The following is a 17,026-nucleotide window of genomic DNA, read 5'->3' as shown; positions in this document are numbered from 1 at the left end:
GCTTTTTCAGGCGGCTTTGGTCTTATCCTTGCCGCCGAGGGCTGCGATGTCCTTGGCGGTCAGCAGCCTTGCGAGGTCGATGACGACGACGAAGCCCTGATCGCGGCGGACGACACCGTCAATATAGTCGGAGTTCCAGTGGATGCCGATGTCGGGCGCCGCCTCCATCTGCTCGCCCCGGAAGGCGACCACTTCGAACACCCGGTCGGCAACCAGGCCCAGTGACAGCTGGCGGTCACCGAGCGTGATGTCGACCACCAGCACCCGGGTGTGCGGCGTCGGCACGGTGCGGCTGAGGCCGAGCTTCAGCCGGAGATCGATCACCGGCACGCCCTGGCCACGCACGTCGCGCAGGCCGATCAGGTAGTCCGGGCCGTTGGGGATGCGGAAGGCGTCCTCATGATCGAGGATCTCCCGCACCACGGCGACGGGGACCGCGAACACCTCGCTGCCGAGGGCAAAGGTGACGTATTGGGTCTCCGAGGGACGAGCCGTCATGGTCAGGCGCTTTCGCGGAAGTCGGCGTCGTCATCGTCAGGGCCACCCATGTCGAGGTCGAGCGCGAAGCCGCGTACCGCCTCCTGCTGGGCCTTGACGGTCTGACGCAGCATCTTGCCGGAGCCGGTGATCTTCGGCGCGACAGTCGGCTGCGGACGACGTGTGGCGGTCTGGCTGGCAGCCGGTTTGGCGGCCTTGCCGGGCGCCTTGCGCTGGGCAGTCTTGGTGTCAATGTTGTCGACGCGGAAGAAGGCGATCGAGGCCTGCAGTTCCTCGGCCTGGGCAGCCAGCTCTTCCGAGGTGGCCGACATCTCTTCGGAGGCGCCGGCGTTCTGCTGCGTCACCTTGTCGAGCTGCTGGATCGCCTGGTTGATCTGGGCGGCGCCGATGTCCTGCTCGCGGCAGGCCGCGGAGATCTCCGACACCAGTTCGGCGGTCTTGCGGATGTCCGGCACCAGGCGGTTGAGCATGTCACCGGCCTGCTGGGCAGAGGCAACCGTGTCGACCGACATCTGCGAGATCTCGGTGGCGGCGGCCTGCGAGCGCTCGGCAAGCTTCCTGACTTCCGAGGCGACGACGGCAAAGCCGCGACCATGCTCGCCGGCACGGGCCGCTTCGACGGCGGCGTTCAGGGCCAGAAGGTCGGTCTGGCGGGCGATCTCCTGGACGATGCCGATCTTCTCGGCGATGGTCTGCATGGCGGCGACGGCCTGAGTGACGGCCTGACCGGAGGTCTCGGCGTCCTTGGCCGACTGACGGGCAATCTTCTCGGTCTGAGCGGCGTTGTCGGCGTTCTGCTTGATGTTGGAGGCCATCTCCTCCATCGACGAGGAGGCTTCCTCGGCCGACGAGGCCTGCTCGGTGGCACCCTGGGCGATCTGCTCGGAGGCCGACGACAGCTGCTGGCTGCCGGCCGACACGTTGTCGGAGGCAACGAGAGCATCCGCGACAACAGACCGAAGACGCTCCACCATATCGAGCAGCGCCTGGCCGAGCGTGTCCTTGTCGGACAGCGGCTTGGGGCTCACCGAAAGGTTGCCATTGGAGATCTCGGCGGCGATGCTTGCGGTTTCCTGCAGATTGGCGGTCATTTTTTGCATGGCCGACATCAGATCCCTGATTTCGTCGTTGGCCTTATGAGTGACCGTCTGATTGAGATCTCCGATAGCAACGGCTTCGGCGAGGTTGACGCCTCGCTTCAAACCACGCGCTATCGAAAGCGACATCCAGGTGGCGACGACCACCGAGAACAGCGTAACCAAGCCGATGAAGGTCAAAAGCACGAGCCGTGAGGTCGCATACTGCTCGTCTGTCTCCAGGTCGGTTCTCTGCAAATCGTCGGATATTTTGGTCGACATGGAGTCAAGCAAACCAAACAGAGTGGTATTGATTTGCTTGGTAGTCACCATGCTGATTTGTGAGGCTTCCGCATCGCTTGCGGACGTGTTGGTTTGGCTAAGATCCAGTATGCGCTTCCGAAGGGGCTCGCGTTCTTGGAATAGCTTCAGGAACTCTTTGGCTTTGGAAGCGATTTCCGGATCGCTGGACGCGATAAGCTTATTTGTGAATTCGAGTGATTCGTCAGACTTCGAGTCGGAAGATTTCACATATTCTGAGATCTGTGCTGCATCGGTGTTAAGAACGCTATTCTTTTCCGCGACTATGCTCTCGTCGAAGGCCAATACCAGCCCGCGAATATTGTTCATGTCGTTGGCAGGACCGTTGACAATGTCCGAGATGGCCACGTTCAGGGATGAAAGGTCTGAAATGGCCAGCGTTGCCATGCCACCCACAAGAGCGATGATGAACGCAAATGACAGCGCGAGCTTTAGCTTGATAGTGAAACGCATGATACTCTTTCCCTGTGCTGCACCCCGGTCATCTGACGGGTCAACATGGTGAGATGGCTGTTTCGGCGTTTGACTCAGTCCGGTTGGCTCGGGCGTCCCTTCGACGAGAAGATGGCCATGAGATCCGGGAAGATGATGAAGGCGCCATCCCGGTGGACCAGGCATTCGATGAACTGAGGCGGCCATTTAAGGCCGACACGTGGGGGTGGCTCGCCACCGGCCTTCGATAAAGTCGTGACTTCGTTGACGCGATCGGTCCTGAGGCCGACCAGTGATGGCGTTCCGTCGAGGTCCAGTTCCACCACGACGATACGGCTGTCGATGGTGGTGGCCGTGGTCGGCATTCCCATGGCGACACGGATGTCGGCAAGCGGTATGACCTTGCCGCGGAAGTTGATCACCGCGTTGACGAACGGCCGGCTGCCGGGAACGATCGCTTCCGGCAGGAGATCGAGGATCTCGCGCACGATCGCCGCTTCGAGAGCGAAGGTTTCGCCACCGATCTCGAACGTCAGGACTTCGATCTCATCGGCCGAGGTGTCGTGGACGGCTTTGGTCTTCAGGGCTAGATCACTCATGCGATGGCACGCAAATGCGCCTCCTGCTCCTGGCCGAGCGACACCAGGTTGCCCACGTCGAGGATGAGGGCGACCGAGCCGTCGCCGAGAATGGTGGCCCCCGAGAAGGTGGTCACGTCATCATGCAGCTTGGACATCGACTTGATGACGGTCTGGTGGTGGCCGATGATCTGATCGACGATCAGGCCGACACGCTCCTCGCCGGTCGAGACCACCACCATCTTCTGATAGAGGTCGGGCTTGGTTCCGGTGGCAAACAGCTCGCGCAGACGGATGAAGGGCACCAGGGTATCGCGGAGCGACAGGAAGGCGCGACCGCGCGAGCGCAGATCCTCCTCCTGGCTGAGCTCGATACACTCCTCGACGGCCGGCAATGGGATCACGTAATGGCCTTCGCCCACTCGGACGAGCAGGCCGTCGATGATGGCCAGTGTCAGGGGAATGCGTAGAGAAACCGTCGAACCTTCCCCTGGACGGCTGGTAAGGTCGATCGATCCGTGCAGCGACTCGATTGCCTTTTTGACGACGTCCATGCCGACGCCGCGGCCGGACAGGTTCGTGACGGACGAAGCCGTCGAGAAGCCCGGCTGGAAGATCAGCTGTAAAAGGTCCTGGTCGGTCATGGTGGCGCCCGGCTGGATCAGTCCGGCGGCTTCCGCCTTGGCTCTCACCCGCGCCCGATCGATGCCGCGTCCGTCGTCCGTGACCGAAATGATCACCTCGCCGCCTGTCTGGCGGGCCGACAGGCGAATGCTGCCGGCTTCGGGTTTTCCGGCGGCACGGCGTGCCTCGCCGTCTTCCAGGCCATGGTCGGCGGCGTTGCGCACCAGATGAACCAGCGGATCGGCGAGACGCTCGATCACCGTCTTGTCCATCTCCGTGCTCTCGCCATCGGTCGAAAGCTCGATCTTCTTGCCGGTGTCGCGCTGAAGATCGTGGACGAGGCGGCGATAGCGGTCGAACAGTGTGGCGACCGGCACCATGCGCAGCACCATCATGGTGACGCGCAGTTCGCTGCAAAGGCGCTCCATTTCCTCGCTGACGGTCCGCAGCCCGATATCACTGCTGGTGGCGGCGATCTGTTGCAGGCGGGACTGGACGATGACCAGCTCGCCAACGCGATCCATCAGTTCGTCGAGGCGTTCGGCGGGAACGCGAACGCTTTCCATCTTACGCCGCAGCTTCTGATCGGTGGTGTCGGCAGATGGACGCGCGACAGCCTCGGGCGCTGCGCGCTCCGGCGACGGCTCGGCGATCGCCACCGCTGGCGGTGTCTCGGCTTCCGCAAGGGCGGGCTGGAGAGCCTCCGCCGCAGGAGCACTATCGCCCAGCGCCTCGATCTCCAGCGTCATGTCGTCCATGACGAACAGGAACACATCCTCGATATCGGCGCGGCTCCGGTCGGTGGTCAGAGTCACCTCCCAGCCGAAGTAGAGGGCCGTCGGGTCGAGCTTTTCAAGCGGCGGCAGAGCCGATTTGTCGAGAACGACGCGGCATTCGCCCATCGCCCTCAATTCATCGAGGAAGCTCAGCGGGTTGGTGCCGTTGACGAAGGTGTTCTCCGGCAGACCGAACTTGATACGCCATGTGGTGGGAACTGACGACGGTGCCTTGGCAGCCGGCGTGGCTGCCGGCGGAGTGACGAAGGCTGTCCGGATGCCGGAGACGGCGGCTTGCAGGCGTTCGAGAAGGTAGCGCTCCTCGTCGGCATGATCGCCGCTGGGGTCTTCCACCAGGGCACGCATGTGGTCGCGGGCTTCGAGCACCGCCGAGACCAGGGCTGGCGTTGCCTCAGCCTGCCCCTTACGAACGCGGTCGAAGGCAGTCTCGCAATGATGGGTAAAAGCGGCCAGTTGATCGAAGCCGAACATGGCGCCCGACCCCTTGAGGGTGTGGAGCGCCCGGAAGACGGCATCGACCAATGTGCGATCGTCGAGGCGGTGCTCGAGATCAAGCAGGCCTTGCTCCATTTGCTCGAGCAGTTCGGCCGCTTCAATGCGGAAGATATCCGCGGGATCTGGATTGCTCATTTGGCGAGCACCTTTTGTACGAGGCGGATCAACTGATCCGTCTCGAAGGGCTTGACCAGCCAACCGGTGGCACCGGCCGCCTTGGCGCGCCCCTTGAGAGTGGCGTCGGATTCCGTCGTGAGAAAAAGGATGGGCACACCGATCTGGTTTGGCAGGCGGCGCAGTTCTTCGATCATGCGCAAGCCATCCATATTCGGCATGTTGAGGTCGGTGATGACCAGATCAAAGCGGGTCGCTTTGGCCTTGCTGAGGCCGTCGAGACCGTCGACTGCCTCCGTCACTTTATAGCCGGCGCCGGTGAGGGCGATGCGCGTCGTCATGCGCACCGACATCGAGTCGTCGACGGTCAAAATACTCGCGGTCACTGGGCGGTCTCCTCGTGGAGCCAGAATGAACGATCTGCAATTGCTGCGGCCGTCAGAAGACCGCTTCGGTCCAGCGCGCGCCTAAGCTCGCCGCCGGCCGGCTCAAGAAGAGAAAGGGACTTGCCCTGTTCATTAGCTCTCAGCCTTGCGGCCTCGATAAGCTGGAGGAAACTGAGATCAACTGTCGCGTCGGTGGGAATGGCCAGTTGGATACTCGAAGATCCATCAATCGATTCTACGATGGTAGAATAAGATGTGCGGATATCTGAGACGCATAGGTTTGGATGCATCCGAACGACGGTTGTTTTCTCCATTGCACCGCTCCTGCTAGCGGCGGAAATATGGAAGGCAATTGCTAAATTTCCATAAACTACTTTCTTTACGTTGCTGAATTGAATAAATCGGCTGGAAATAGATTCAGATGGAACTGAGTGATCGCGTTAATACTCAAGAGTCACGAAACGCGTGTTGCGAGTACTGAACCTGTAATAAAAAGCAGGAATCCTGCGCGTTTGGCTAGGCTGGCGCTGAACTCAAGGCGATTCAGACTCGCGGGAGTTGTTAAAGGTAGTAGTAGCGCGGTCCCCTACCTCGGTGATTGTGCCGACCTGAAAAAAATGCCTAGGTGTTATTGCGGATATGGTTAAGGCCGAACACCTGCTCGCCGGACGCCGTCAATAGAACTTCTGTCGACGGTCACGGCTACCAACCCGGAAAATGTCGGTGCCATTGTCCAAAGCACTGGTAGGGCCCAGACCTCAAGACGCTTCAGAAAGTAGAGATCACCGAACCGCCTGTCCGATGTATCCGACCATGGTATTGCGCATCACGCGCCGCTGGTCAGGCGGAGCTTTCTGACGGCCAGCCTGCCGGTCCTTCCTCGTCGTCGCGAAGGGTACGGGCGATTTCTTCAATGGCTGGCCAGTTCTCGCAGAATACCCGGACGCAGTCTGGATCGAAATGATTGCCCGAGCAGCGTACAATTTCGTCATAGGCGCGTTTCGGCGTCCACGCCTCCTTGTAAGGTCGAGCTGAGGTCAGCGCATCGAATACGTCGGCGATAGCGGTAATGCGGGCCTCGATCGGGATATCGGTTCCCGAGAGGCCGAGCGGGTAACCGCTGCCATCCCATTTCTCATGATGGCCGCCGATGATGGCCGCCGCCACGCGGATGAGATCGGAGCTACCGTTTTCGAACAGCCGGACGCCATAATTCACGTGTTCGCGGATCTCGGCCATTTCCTCCGGGGTGAGCCGGCCCGGCTTGTTCAGAACGGCATCGCGAATGCCGATCTTGCCGATGTCATGAAGAGGTGCGGCAAGATGGATCATCTGGCAGAAGTGAGGGGCGAGCGACAACCCCTGGGCAATCACCAGACTGATCGACGCTACGCGCGAGATATGGGCGCCCGTACCGCCGTCGCGCATTTCGATGGCCCGCGCCAGGCGCCAGATCATTTCCTTCTCGCGAGACGCCAGTTCGGCGGTCGCTTCCCTCACGGCGTCCTCGAGGCGATGGGCGTGGGCAGCCAGTTCGATCTGAGTGCGGCGGAGCGATATCAGGTTGGTGACCCGCGCCCGTAATTCGATCGGGTCGAAGGGCTTGTTGAGGAAATCGTTGACGCCGGCGAGGATCGCCTGAAGCCGGATTTCGCTGCCCTGCTCGGCGGTGATCATGACGATCGGCACGGCATGATAGTCGGGCCGCAGGCGCAAGGCCTCGGTTACCTCGATGCCGGTGAGTTTGGGCATCAGATAATCGACAATAACGAGGTCGTATTGCCGCGTTGCCGCGAGCGCGAGGGCTTCTTCGGGCGTGTCGCAAAGATCGAGAACGAGATTGGGCAGCTCGGCCAAAGCTGCGCCCATCCACAGCAGTACCGATTTGCTGTCGTCGACGATCAATGCACGCATTGTTTCCGTGGGGTCGCCGGATACGCCATGACCTTCAGTCAGCACAGTCTCGTTTCCTCCGGCGGCGCGCAGAAGCAAGAGTATGGGCTGAGCCCAAGCCGATGGTCAGCCATCCTGGCAGGCAAGGGTGAACTAACGGTTCATCCCGCTGAAGGTGCCTGATGAGGGATCGGAAGCTGAGGATAGGCGGCCGGGAATCGACGCAATTGATGAGCCGGCAAATCTATTGCGGACGAAAAGCGCGGCGAACAGCCCTTGGACCGGGGCAGTTGAATTTGGCAATCACAACGAAGCCTTGGCCTAGCCGAAGCGCCCGGTGATGTAATCGGCGGTGCGTTTGTCCCGTGGATTGGTAAAGATCTTCTCCGTTGCACCGAACTCCACCAGTTCGCCAAGATACATGAAGGCCGTATAGTCCGAGGAGCGTGCTGCCTGCTGCATGTTGTGAGTGACGATGGCGATGCAATAGTCCGAGCGGAGCTCGGAGATCAGCTCCTCCACCTTGGCCGTCGAGATCGGATCGAGCGCGGAGGCCGGCTCGTCGAGCAGCACGACCGCCGGCTCGGTTGCGATGGTGCGGGCGATGCAGAGGCGCTGCTGCTGTCCGCCGGACAGGCTGAGGCCGCTTTGGCGGAGCTTGTCCTTGACCTCGACCCACAGCGCGGCTCGTTTCAAGGCATGCTCGACCCGGTCGTCGAGCTCGGACTTCGGCAGCGACTGATAGAGCCGGATGCCGAAGGCGATATTCTCGTAGATGGTCATCGGAAATGGTGTCGGCTTCTGGAAGACCATGCCGACCATGGCGCGCAGGGCGTTGAGGTCCTGATCACGATCCAGGATGTTGCGCCCGCCGATCATCACCGAGCCCTCCGCCCGCTGTCGGGGATAAAGGCCATAGATGCGGTTGAAGACGCGAAGCAGCGTCGACTTGCCGCAGCCGGACGGCCCGACGAAGGCGGTGACGCGCCGGTCTTCGAGATCGAGGTTGACGTTCTTCAGCGCCTGGAACTTGTCATAATAGAAGTGGAGGTCGCGGACCGATACCTTGACTTCGGCGCTCTCGGTATCGGCGGGCTTGGTATGTACCCTTGGGCGGGCAGTGAGCGTTTCGCCGGCCATCGTCAAACCTTCAGTTGGCTGCGCGCTGAAACAAGTCGCGCCAGTATGTTGAGAACGAGGATCGCAAAGGTGATCAGGAAGGCGCCGCCCCAGGCGAGCTGCTGCCAGTCGTCATAGGGACTGAGGGCAAAACGGTAGATCACCACCGGCAGGTTCGCCATGGGAGCGTTGAGGTCCGTCGACCAGAACTGATTGTTGAGTGCCGTGAAAAGCAGCGGCGCCGTTTCGCCGGAGATGCGCGCCGCCGCGAGCAGCACGCCGGTCAGCATGCCGCTGCCGGCGGCACGCCAGACGATCGACATCATCACCCGCCATTCCGGTGCGCCAAGCGCGGCCGCCGCCTCTCGGAGCGGCACCGGGACAAGGCCGATCATGTCCTGCGTCGAGCGTACGATCACTGGCAGTGCGATGAGCGACAACGCAATTGAGCCGGCCCAGCCCGAATAGTGCTGCATTGGCAGCACCGTGAAGCCATAGACAAACAGACCGACCAGGATGGACGGAGCCGACAGCAGGATATCGTTGATGAAGCGGGCAACACTGCCGAACCGGCTATCGCGGCCATATTCAGCAAGATAGGTGCCGGCAAGTACGCCGACCGGTGTTGCGATCAGCATGGCAAGGCCCGTCATCGCCGCCGAGCCGACGATGGCGTTGGCAAGGCCGCCCCGGCTGCCGGGCGGCGGCGTTTCCTGCGTGAAGAGATCGATGTTGATGGCCGCGAGGCCGCGCGACACCAGCGTCCAACCGATCAGTGCCAGGAACGCTAGCCCCATCAGCGCAGTTGCCACCGATAGCGACAGAACGATGATGTTGACCGCGCTGCGGCGGCGTACGCGAGCGCTCATCGGCGGCCCTCCCGCTTATCGATCGCCAGAAGCATCCACTTGGCGAGGGCGAGCACGGCGAAGGTGATCAGGAACAGGACGAGGCCAAGCGCGATCAGCGCCGACAGATGCTGTTCTTCAAAGGCCTCGTTGAACTCATTGGCGATCGCCGCCGAGATGGTGGTGCCCGGTGCCAGGAGCGACGCACTGATCTGATAGGTGTTGCCGATCACGAAGGTGACGGCCATCGTCTCGCCGAGCGCCCGGCCGAGACCGAGCATGACGCCACCGATCAGGCCGACGCGGCAGTAGGGAATGACGATTTTCGTGACCACCTCGGTGGTGGTGCAGCCCATGCCGTAGGCGGATTCGCGCAACAGCGGCGGCACCGTCATGAACACGTCGCGGGTAATCGAGGTGATGTAGGGGAGTACCATGATGGCGAGAACGATGCCGCCATCGAGAATGCCGATGCCGAAAGGCGGCCCTTGGAACAGGGCGCCGATGATCGGTAGCGGGCCGAGGGTATCGATCAGCGCCGGCTGGACATATTCCTGCAGCACCGGCGTCAGGTAGAACAGGCCCCAGATGCCGAAGACCACGCTGGGGATGCCGGCCAGAAGCTCGATGGCGGTGCCGATCGGCCGGCGCAGGAAGACGGGGCAGATCTCGGTCAGGAACATGGCGATGCCGAAACTGACCGGAATGCCGATCACCATGGCAATCGTCGCGGTGATCAGAGTGCCAGTGATCGGCGCGAGCGCGCCATAGACGTCTTCGACCGTGTCCCAGTCGGATGTCCAGAAGAACGACGGCCCCATGGCCGCTAGGGCCGGCAAGGCACCGTGCACCAGAAAGACGATCATGCCGGCAAGCACGACGACGACGATCGCGGCCGATAGGAAGGTGACGGCGCGGAACACGGCGTCCTGACGGCGATAGAGGCGCAAGATGCCGGTCATCTCGGAAGCCATTCTTGGCTCTTCGATAGCCGCGGCGAGGGTTTCATCGGTCATAGGGCAGGGCATCGCCATGAGGATGGTGCGACCGGAACTACGGTCGCGGAGACGGGGGCGCACGGTCCGTGCACCCCCGCAATGTTCTGTCGTCGACGTGCGACTTTTGTTACGAAGCCGGCTTGTACAGCGGGGCGTTGTTGTCGCCGACGGTGACGTCGCGAATCCAGGTGGCACGAGCCGAAGCCTTGACGGCGGCCGGCATCGGCACGTAGTCGAGCGCCTTGGCGGCGGCATCGCCGTTCGAATAGGCCCAGTCGAAGAACTTCAGGGCTTCGGCGGTGGCAGCCGGATCCTTCGGGCGGGCTTCGACCAGGATGAAGGTCGCGGCCGTCATCGGCCAGGCCTGAGCACCGCTCTGGTTGGCAAGGATCAGGTAGAAACCGACGGCCTTCGACCAGTCGGCGCTGGCGGCGGCAGCGGTGAAGGTGGAGACGTCGGGCGAGACGACATTGCCGGCGGCGTTGACCATCTTGGTGAAGGCAACGTTGTTCTGCTTGGCATAGGCGTATTCGACGAAGCCGATCGAATTGGCGGTCTGCTTCACCGTGGCGGCAACGCCGTCATTGCCCTTGGCGCCAATGCCGGCCGGCCACTTCACGCTGTTGCCGGAGCCGATCGACGACTTGAACGACGGGCTGACCTGCGACAGGTAGTAGGTGAAGTTGAAATTGGTGCCCGAGGCATCCGAGCGCCAGACGGTGGCGATGGCGGAGGCCGGCAGGGTGAGGCCGGGGTTCAGCTTGGCGATCGCCGCATCGTTCCACGTCTTGATCTTGCCGGCGTAGATGTCAGCGAGCGTCGGACCGTCGAGAACCATCTTGTTGGGGCCGATGCCCTTGAGGTTGACGATCGGTACGATGCCGCCCATGACGGTCGGGAACTGGACGAGGCCGGCAGCCGCCAGCGCATCCTTCTTCAGCGGATTGTCGGTGGCGCCGAAGGTGACCGTCTTCGCCTTGATCTGCTTGACACCGCCGCCCGAGCCGATGGCCTGATAATTGAGGCCGACGCCGGTCTTGGCCTTGTAGCTCTCCGCCCACTTCGAATAGAGCGGGTAGGGGAAAGTGGCGCCAGCGCCGGTGATTTCGGCAGCGGCAGCGGAGCCTGCCACGAGACCGGCGCCGATGAGGAGCGCGCCGAGCTTCAGCGCGACGGACTTGAGAATTGACATAGGGTGCCCCCGATAACTGTACATTGCCGGCTGCGATTGCAGCGGCAGCCTGCATCGCATAGGCCTCGCATGTGTCAGTCATGCTTCAGTTCTGTGAAGGTTGCCCAACGGTCGGTCTTTGGCGAAACGCCTTGGGAAAATATCAACTCCCGACCGAACGATCTTAAGCGAAACCGGGTGCCACAAACATCGCTTGGCGGCTTTCCCGCTCGGTGCTCGTGACCATATTCAGAAAGGCAGCGAGAAGCTGTGGCTGAGAGAAATGCCGGCCGTGTTCTGGAGGCGTCTACCGGAGTTCGACGCAGTAACCGGGCTTTTGGCGGCATTTCCGGTCAGATCGTCCAGGCGGTCATAGAGATCCAGCGACCATGTCGGCGAGATCTGATAACTGACCGAGGCTGTAAGCCCCGCCGATTTCAGTCCCGCTCCAGGATGGAAAGCCGACAGACCGGACGCGGCGGCCTCGCCGGCCGAAACGCCAAAGTAACTTTGCATATAGGACGCGTCGGCAAAGGAGAGACGAGGTCCTATCGCGAGAACCCAATCTTCGCCGAGGCGGGTGAACCAATCGACGCCGGTATCGACTTGCAAGCCACTGCCGTTGCTGAGGGCTTGGCGGACTTCGGTGCGAAAGCGAAGCCGATCGGGGATGATCCAAGTCTGAAGAAAGGCGCCCGCATCAACGTCGAACGCGACGTCGTGCAATCCCTTGAGGCCTGCAGACGCAGAGTTCCGGCGATCGCGAAAGCCGATCACCGGGCCAAGCTCGAATCCGGCAACGTACAAAAGGCCATAGTCGATGCCGTCGTCGAGAGCCGACAATTCTTCGACCTCGTCGAAACGCCGGATGTCGATCGAGGGAAGGGCGCTGAGGCCTGATTTGCGCGCGCCGGGGTAATCCGGCGAGATCTCGGCGGAGGCGCCCAGAGTAATAACAAGGCCGGACCCTTTTGCTGCCCCTGTCTGCATGTCGGCCGCATGTGCCGGGTCGATCATGAAGATCGCAACTATGGCAAGGAGGCCTTCATGAAGGCGCCCGTTTCCTGGTTCACTCATACTACGTTTGCCCCAGGATACTTCGGATAACGTCCAGGTGGCTCCGCCTTACCAGCTCAGCCTGATGCGAATATGAAGCAACAAACCTTTTGGCGCCAATTTCCATTTTCAAGGCGGTTTGGCGCGGATCGAGAAACGGCATGCAGCTCTTCCGGTGAGCCGGTTGTTCACCTGTGATCATCGCGGAAATCAACACCAGCTGCGGCGGGATGCGTGCCCTGGTGCCTCCAAGGCATCCAGAAGCGAACAGGTTCGCCGAACCCGCTGTTCTCTGCGCAAGAGCGGTGTGGCGGGCATAACGCAACGACCGCCACGCCGCTTTTCAGGCCTCCTTGTCAGGAGTTTCTGGGCCTTATCATTCGTACCAAGGTCTCATCCTTCAGCACGAAATGATGGTAGAGCGCGGCTGCTGCATGCAGGACGATCAGGACGATAAAGACGGGCTTCCCAATCGTGTGGATGTCACCCCACGGGTCCCCGACGTATTTTGCCAGAAGACCTGTCACCGGCACGATGACCAGCAGGGCATAGAACAGCCAGTGCATCGCCGTTGCCGCTAAGGTTGCCAGTCCTGGCGCGCCGATTACCTCCGGAGCGCCCGTAAACACCCTTATCGCCAGGCGGATAGCCAGCATGAAAAGGATTGCGATGCCAACCCATAGATGCGCCGAGGATAACTGAAGATCAGCGGCGCCAGGCGCGTTACCTTCCTCCAGAGCTTCGACGACATTGGTCATGCTCTCGCCAAATATGAGCTGAAACAAGACCGCGGCAACGATGAGCCAGTGTAGAACTATCTGTATTGTCGAGTAACCCGTGACATTTTTCTCCGCCATACTGAGCCCCCTAGGTTTGATCGGAGCGTAGATCTGCCCCGATCGCGGCCAAATTAACCGATTCCTCGTCCTCCGACATTGCGGCAATTCGGACGAGGGCTGATATGCCGCTCATACGTTTGGCAAGCGGCTGCACGCCTCGCCGGCGCTACAAAACCAGAACGCCGCGCTGCAAAGCCTGGTTGTCCGGTTCGACATGAATGGTGACGGTGACGTCACCAAACTCCTCCTTGATGGCTTGTTCTATCTTGTCGCAAATCTCGTGGGCCGCGCTGACGCTGATGTCTCCGGGAACGACGAGATGGAAGTCGACGAAGGTCATCTTGCCGGCGTGGCGCGTTTTCAGATCGTGGACCTCGATGGCTCCGACAGCGGCTGCCGAGATGACGGAGCGCATGGAAGTGAGCATGTCGTCCGGCACCGCTTCGTCGAGCAATCCGCTGAGCGACGACTTCACCACCTTCCAGCCTGACCAGAGGATATTGAGAGCAACAAGGCCGGCCAACAGCGGATCGAGAACATACCAGCCGGTTATGACTGCCAACAGAACGCCAAGCACCACGGCGCCGGACGACACCACATCGGAAAGCAGATGATGGCCATCCGCCACCAGGGCCGGCGACTTGTGTCTCCGCCCCCACACGATCAGCACCCAGCACCAGACGCCGTTGATCGCCGTGGCGAGACCATTGACCAGTAGGCCTTCAAGCGGGGCGTCGAGCGGGTGCGGGTTCAAAAACCCTTTGTAGGCTTCTTCGATGATCAGCACGGCGGCAACAATGATCATCACGCCTTCAAGAACGGCGCTGAAGAACTCGGCCTTGTGATGTCCATAGGGGTGATGGGCATCGGCTGGAGCTGAGGCGATACGGATGGCTATCAGCGCAACCAGGGCGGTCGCGACATTGACGATGCTTTCCAAGGCATCCGACATCAGAGCGATCGAGCCGGTCAGCCAGTAGGCGAAGGCCTTCAGTCCGAGAACGGTGACGCCGACAATAAGGCTGCCAATAGCTAAGCGAAGCGTTTGGGTCATGAAATCCTGTCCGGTCGATCTGTAATAGGCCTTCAATAAAGCATCTATTGGTGCTGCTACAATGTAAACAAGAGATATTTTGCAAAAAAATCCGAGGATTTACATGAAAATAGGAGCCATTATCAAATACTGGACTCATTTCGGTTCATAAATTACATCTGAGACCAACAAACGAAGCCAGTGCTACATTCTTACAGAGACACCGTTACCGATCAACTTGCGCTCCTGATCATGCTGCAAGGCATGGCATAAAGCGGTTATCCTTTCCGGCCGCAGAGGAATCGGGTCAATGCGCACCTGCGCCAGACCGAGCCAAGGCCGCTCAATCGACAGTGCTATAAATTACACCCTAAAACTTTCCACGTAAGTAAATACAACACTTACGGCGTGTTGGGTGGTATTTGGACAGTTTTGTTAACGGAAAACAAAAGAATTAATGATGCTTGAAGCCCGAGAAATCCTCCGTTGAACAGTTGCGGGCATTCGAGGCGATCATGAGGTTTTTGGGCGGCCTATCCATCAAGTGGACACTCGGCTTTTTTCTCGGTGTGATGGCGATAGCCGTCTTTACCTATGGTGTGACGGATCTCCTGAGTGCTGTTCGGCAGCGAGCCGAGGCGCGCTACATCCTGTCGTCATCGGAAACCAGCCGAGTTCTCCTCAAGGCGCTGCTCAATACGCGTCTGGAGCGTGGAGCGCTCAATTCGTCTCTGAGCGCCGACGATCCGGCAAAGCCCGAACAGCTCGCCAAGGTGCGTGGTTATCGTGACATCGTGGAAGCCTCCTATGGCGATGTCATCGAGCGTATCGGGACGAGCGGAATCGCAGCGCAGATTGCCACCCTCGATCGTCTCAAGCGGGCACATGACGCGGTGTCCGCGGCACGTCAGCAGCTCGACACCGATGCCGGTCTTGCCAAAGCCAGCCGGCAGGCTCAATCCGCCGCGCTTGCTCAAAGCGTCTATCAAGAGCTTCTCGATGCGCTGACGGCCACGACAGATGTGGTTGACGGCACCATCCGAAATTCGGACCGCACCGTTGACAAGTATCTTGCCATCAAGCGAGCTGCCTGGGCCTCGCGTGTTCAGATCGGCGCGGTGCAGGGAAAGCTGCAGACGACGATCGCCGCCGATCGCGCCTGGGAGCCCAACGAAGCGCTGACAGCCTTTGAGGATCGCGGCCGCGCGCTGAGCGTGTGGGCCAACGTGAAGGAAGCGGTTTCGACGGACGGGGTCGCGCCCGCCGTGGTGGATGCTTTCAAGAAAGCCGACGAAGGTAATTTCAGCGGCGCCGCATGGGATGAAACGAAAACTCTGTTCGGACAGCTGTCGAGCGGCAAGCCGGTCGTCCTGGCCATCTCCGAATTGCAGCCCAAGCACACGGCCGCCGGCGGCTTGATCGTCGACCTGGCAAATGCATCGCTGGATTACATGGTTGGCAGCGCAGAGGCTGTAACGCGGCAGGCGACATCCGCCCTCACCATATCCGTCATGTCGCTGGCGGGTTCTCTGTTGATCGTGTTGGTCGGTCTGTTTGTCATCCACTACCGGATCAGTCGACCGCTGACCTTCCTGAACGGCGTCATGCGGCGCCTCGCGGAAGGCAACGCCGACGTGGCGGTCCTCGCCACCGAGCGCGGCGACGAAGTCGGCGAGATGGCTCGATCTGTTGCCTTCTTCAAGGAAAACCTGGTCCGCAACAGGGAATTGGAACAGCATACGCGCGAACTGCAATCCGAATCCGAGGCGCGGCGGCGGCAGACGATGCTCACCCTCGCGGATGATCTGGAGCACGCGGTTGGCACCACGGTCGCAACCGTATCGTCGTCGGCGACCCAAATGGAGGCATCGGCCCGCTCGCTGGATAACTCGGCGGTGGCTACGCTGTCGCAATCAACGTCGGTATCGGCGGCGGCCGAGGAGGCCTCGGCCAACGTTTCCGCGGTGGCAGGAGCCGCTGAGGAGCTTGGCGCTTCGGTCAACGAGATCGCGCGGCAGATGGAGCACTCCGTCGAGAAGGCACAGTCGGCTGTCGGCGAGGCCGCTGCCGCGGCTGGCATCATCACCGAGCTCAATCAGGCCGCGACGCGCATCAACACCATCGTCGACCTGATCAGCTCGATCGCCGCCCAGACCAACCTGCTGGCGTTGAACGCCACGATTGAAGCCGCCCGCGCCGGAGACGCCGGCAAAGGCTTTGCCGTCGTAGCCGCGGAAGTGAAGCAGCTGGCCGACCAGACCGCCAAGGCGACGAGCGAAATAGGCCAACAGATCAATGGCATCCAAGCGACCACCAATCGCGCGGTCCAGGCCATCAATGGCGTCGCCGAAACCATCGGCGTCATTGATGCGGCTTCGCGGCAAATTGCCTCGACGGTCGAACAACAGTCCAAGGCGACGCTCGAAATCGTCGAGGCGGTGACCCAGGCTTCGGCCGGCACCGGCGAGGTGACCGAGATCATTACCCAGGTGGCTCACGCCGCAGGCGAAACTGGGACGGAAGCCAAACAGATGTTGAACGTCGCCTCTTCCTTGGCTCGACGTGCTGAGGAGTTGCGGGACAACGTCCAGAGTTTCCTTGCGACAATCAGGGCCGCCTGACCTCGGGTGATTTCGCCAATAGCGGGGTGAGCCATGACGGCTCGCCCCGCTGGACTATCAAGATCGTCAACGGGGGCGGGCTGATCCTGGTCGCGGAATTGCCGGCGGTGAGCTGAAGCGCAACGCC

General features: G+C 61.0%; 15 protein-coding genes. 1 reads left to right on the top strand and 14 read right to left on the bottom strand.

Annotation, left to right across the window (positions count from 1 at the left end; translation table 11 throughout):
• Nucleotides 1-6: 6 nt before the first annotated feature.
• The 14 genes from G522_RS0103040 to G522_RS0102970 form a co-directional block, all read right to left on the bottom strand.
• Complete coding sequence (locus G522_RS0103040; RefSeq protein ID WP_026789780.1) at nucleotides 7-498, bottom strand: chemotaxis protein CheW; 492 nt, start codon at nucleotides 496-498, stop codon at nucleotides 7-9.
• Nucleotides 499-500: 2 nt separating this feature from the next.
• Nucleotides 501-2,348, bottom strand: coding sequence for a methyl-accepting chemotaxis protein (locus tag G522_RS0103035; RefSeq protein ID WP_026789779.1), 1,848 nt, complete (start codon nucleotides 2,346-2,348; stop codon nucleotides 501-503).
• Nucleotides 2,349-2,422: 74 nt separating this feature from the next.
• Nucleotides 2,423-2,926: a chemotaxis protein CheW gene (locus G522_RS0103030; protein ID WP_026789778.1), complete on the bottom strand. Its 504-nt coding sequence runs from the start codon at nucleotides 2,924-2,926 to the stop codon at nucleotides 2,423-2,425.
• Nucleotides 2,923-4,956: a chemotaxis protein CheA gene (locus G522_RS0103025; protein ID WP_026789777.1), complete on the bottom strand. Its 2,034-nt coding sequence runs from the start codon at nucleotides 4,954-4,956 to the stop codon at nucleotides 2,923-2,925. Before G522_RS0103025 ends, G522_RS0103030 begins: the two co-directional genes overlap by 4 nt.
• Nucleotides 4,953-5,321 (bottom strand): response regulator, encoded by a 369-nt coding sequence (locus G522_RS0103020; protein ID WP_084632668.1) that lies wholly within the window; start codon nucleotides 5,319-5,321, stop codon nucleotides 4,953-4,955. Before G522_RS0103020 ends, G522_RS0103025 begins: the two co-directional genes overlap by 4 nt.
• The gene (locus tag G522_RS25325; protein ID WP_051228180.1) at nucleotides 5,318-5,635 is read right to left on the bottom strand and encodes a hypothetical protein; all 318 of its coding nucleotides are present in this window, start codon (nucleotides 5,633-5,635) and stop codon (nucleotides 5,318-5,320) included. The genes G522_RS0103020 and G522_RS25325 overlap by 4 nt, the downstream gene beginning before the upstream one ends.
• A 526-nt stretch (nucleotides 5,636-6,161) precedes the next feature.
• Nucleotides 6,162-7,235: an HD-GYP domain-containing protein gene (locus G522_RS0103010; RefSeq protein WP_026789775.1), complete on the bottom strand. Its 1,074-nt coding sequence runs from the start codon at nucleotides 7,233-7,235 to the stop codon at nucleotides 6,162-6,164.
• Nucleotides 7,236-7,535: 300 nt separating this feature from the next.
• Entirely contained in the window at nucleotides 7,536-8,354 is an 819-nt protein-coding gene (gene pstB / locus G522_RS0103005) for a phosphate ABC transporter ATP-binding protein PstB (protein ID WP_026789774.1), read from the bottom strand.
• A 2-nt stretch (nucleotides 8,355-8,356) separates the two neighbouring features.
• Nucleotides 8,357-9,202, bottom strand: a complete 846-nt coding sequence (gene pstA / locus G522_RS0103000; RefSeq protein WP_026789773.1) for a phosphate ABC transporter permease PstA — start codon at nucleotides 9,200-9,202, stop codon at nucleotides 8,357-8,359.
• Nucleotides 9,199-10,155 (bottom strand): phosphate ABC transporter permease subunit PstC, encoded by a 957-nt coding sequence (gene pstC, locus G522_RS0102995; protein ID WP_156886797.1) that lies wholly within the window; start codon nucleotides 10,153-10,155, stop codon nucleotides 9,199-9,201. Before pstC ends, pstA begins: the two co-directional genes overlap by 4 nt.
• 151 nt (nucleotides 10,156-10,306) lie before the next feature.
• On the bottom strand, nucleotides 10,307-11,371 hold the full coding sequence (pstS, locus tag G522_RS25320) for a phosphate ABC transporter substrate-binding protein PstS (protein ID WP_036837650.1): 1,065 nt from the start codon (nucleotides 11,369-11,371) through the stop codon (nucleotides 10,307-10,309).
• Between the two features lie 228 nt (nucleotides 11,372-11,599).
• Nucleotides 11,600-12,367, bottom strand: a complete 768-nt coding sequence (locus G522_RS0102985) for a MipA/OmpV family protein (RefSeq protein WP_051228230.1) — start codon at nucleotides 12,365-12,367, stop codon at nucleotides 11,600-11,602.
• A 395-nt stretch (nucleotides 12,368-12,762) separates the two neighbouring features.
• Nucleotides 12,763-13,263 (bottom strand): cytochrome b, encoded by a 501-nt coding sequence (locus G522_RS0102975; protein ID WP_026789770.1) that lies wholly within the window; start codon nucleotides 13,261-13,263, stop codon nucleotides 12,763-12,765.
• A 148-nt stretch (nucleotides 13,264-13,411) separates the two neighbouring features.
• The gene (locus G522_RS0102970) at nucleotides 13,412-14,299 is read right to left on the bottom strand and encodes a cation diffusion facilitator family transporter (RefSeq protein ID WP_026789769.1); all 888 of its coding nucleotides are present in this window, start codon (nucleotides 14,297-14,299) and stop codon (nucleotides 13,412-13,414) included.
• 443 nt (nucleotides 14,300-14,742) lie between these two features.
• On the opposite strand from G522_RS0102970, the gene G522_RS0102965 reads away from it, so the two are divergent.
• Entirely contained in the window at nucleotides 14,743-16,899 is a 2,157-nt protein-coding gene (locus G522_RS0102965; protein WP_051228178.1) for a methyl-accepting chemotaxis protein, read from the top strand.
• The last annotated feature ends 127 nt before the right edge of the window (nucleotides 16,900-17,026 follow it).

Origin of the sequence: Pleomorphomonas oryzae DSM 16300, assembly GCF_000422965.1 — a bacterium.
GTDB classification, from domain to species: domain Bacteria; phylum Pseudomonadota; class Alphaproteobacteria; order Rhizobiales; family Pleomorphomonadaceae; genus Pleomorphomonas; species Pleomorphomonas oryzae.
The sequence above is the reverse complement of the archived record's forward strand: the minus strand, read 5'-3'. Positions and strand labels throughout refer to the sequence as shown.

Coding starts and splice junctions, on each gene's coding strand:
- G522_RS0103040 (WP_026789780.1), bottom strand. CDS start 498: ATGACGGCTCGTCCCTCGGAGACCCAATACGTCACCTTTGCCCTCGGC.
- G522_RS0103035 (WP_026789779.1), bottom strand. CDS start 2,348: ATGCGTTTCACTATCAAGCTAAAGCTCGCGCTGTCATTTGCGTTCATC.
- G522_RS0103030 (WP_026789778.1), bottom strand. CDS start 2,926: ATGAGTGATCTAGCCCTGAAGACCAAAGCCGTCCACGACACCTCGGCC.
- G522_RS0103025 (WP_026789777.1), bottom strand. CDS start 4,956: ATGAGCAATCCAGATCCCGCGGATATCTTCCGCATTGAAGCGGCCGAA.
- G522_RS25325 (WP_051228180.1), bottom strand. CDS start 5,635: ATGGAGAAAACAACCGTCGTTCGGATGCATCCAAACCTATGCGTCTCA.
- G522_RS0103010 (WP_026789775.1), bottom strand. CDS start 7,235: ATGCGTGCATTGATCGTCGACGACAGCAAATCGGTACTGCTGTGGATG.
- pstB (WP_026789774.1), bottom strand. CDS start 8,354: ATGGCCGGCGAAACGCTCACTGCCCGCCCAAGGGTACATACCAAGCCC.
- pstA (WP_026789773.1), bottom strand. CDS start 9,202: ATGAGCGCTCGCGTACGCCGCCGCAGCGCGGTCAACATCATCGTTCTG.
- pstC (WP_156886797.1), bottom strand. CDS start 10,155: ATGGCTTCCGAGATGACCGGCATCTTGCGCCTCTATCGCCGTCAGGAC.
- pstS (WP_036837650.1), bottom strand. CDS start 11,371: ATGTCAATTCTCAAGTCCGTCGCGCTGAAGCTCGGCGCGCTCCTCATC.
- G522_RS0102985 (WP_051228230.1), bottom strand. CDS start 12,367: ATGATCGACCCGGCACATGCGGCCGACATGCAGACAGGGGCAGCAAAA.
- G522_RS0102975 (WP_026789770.1), bottom strand. CDS start 13,263: ATGGCGGAGAAAAATGTCACGGGTTACTCGACAATACAGATAGTTCTA.
- G522_RS0102970 (WP_026789769.1), bottom strand. CDS start 14,299: ATGACCCAAACGCTTCGCTTAGCTATTGGCAGCCTTATTGTCGGCGTC.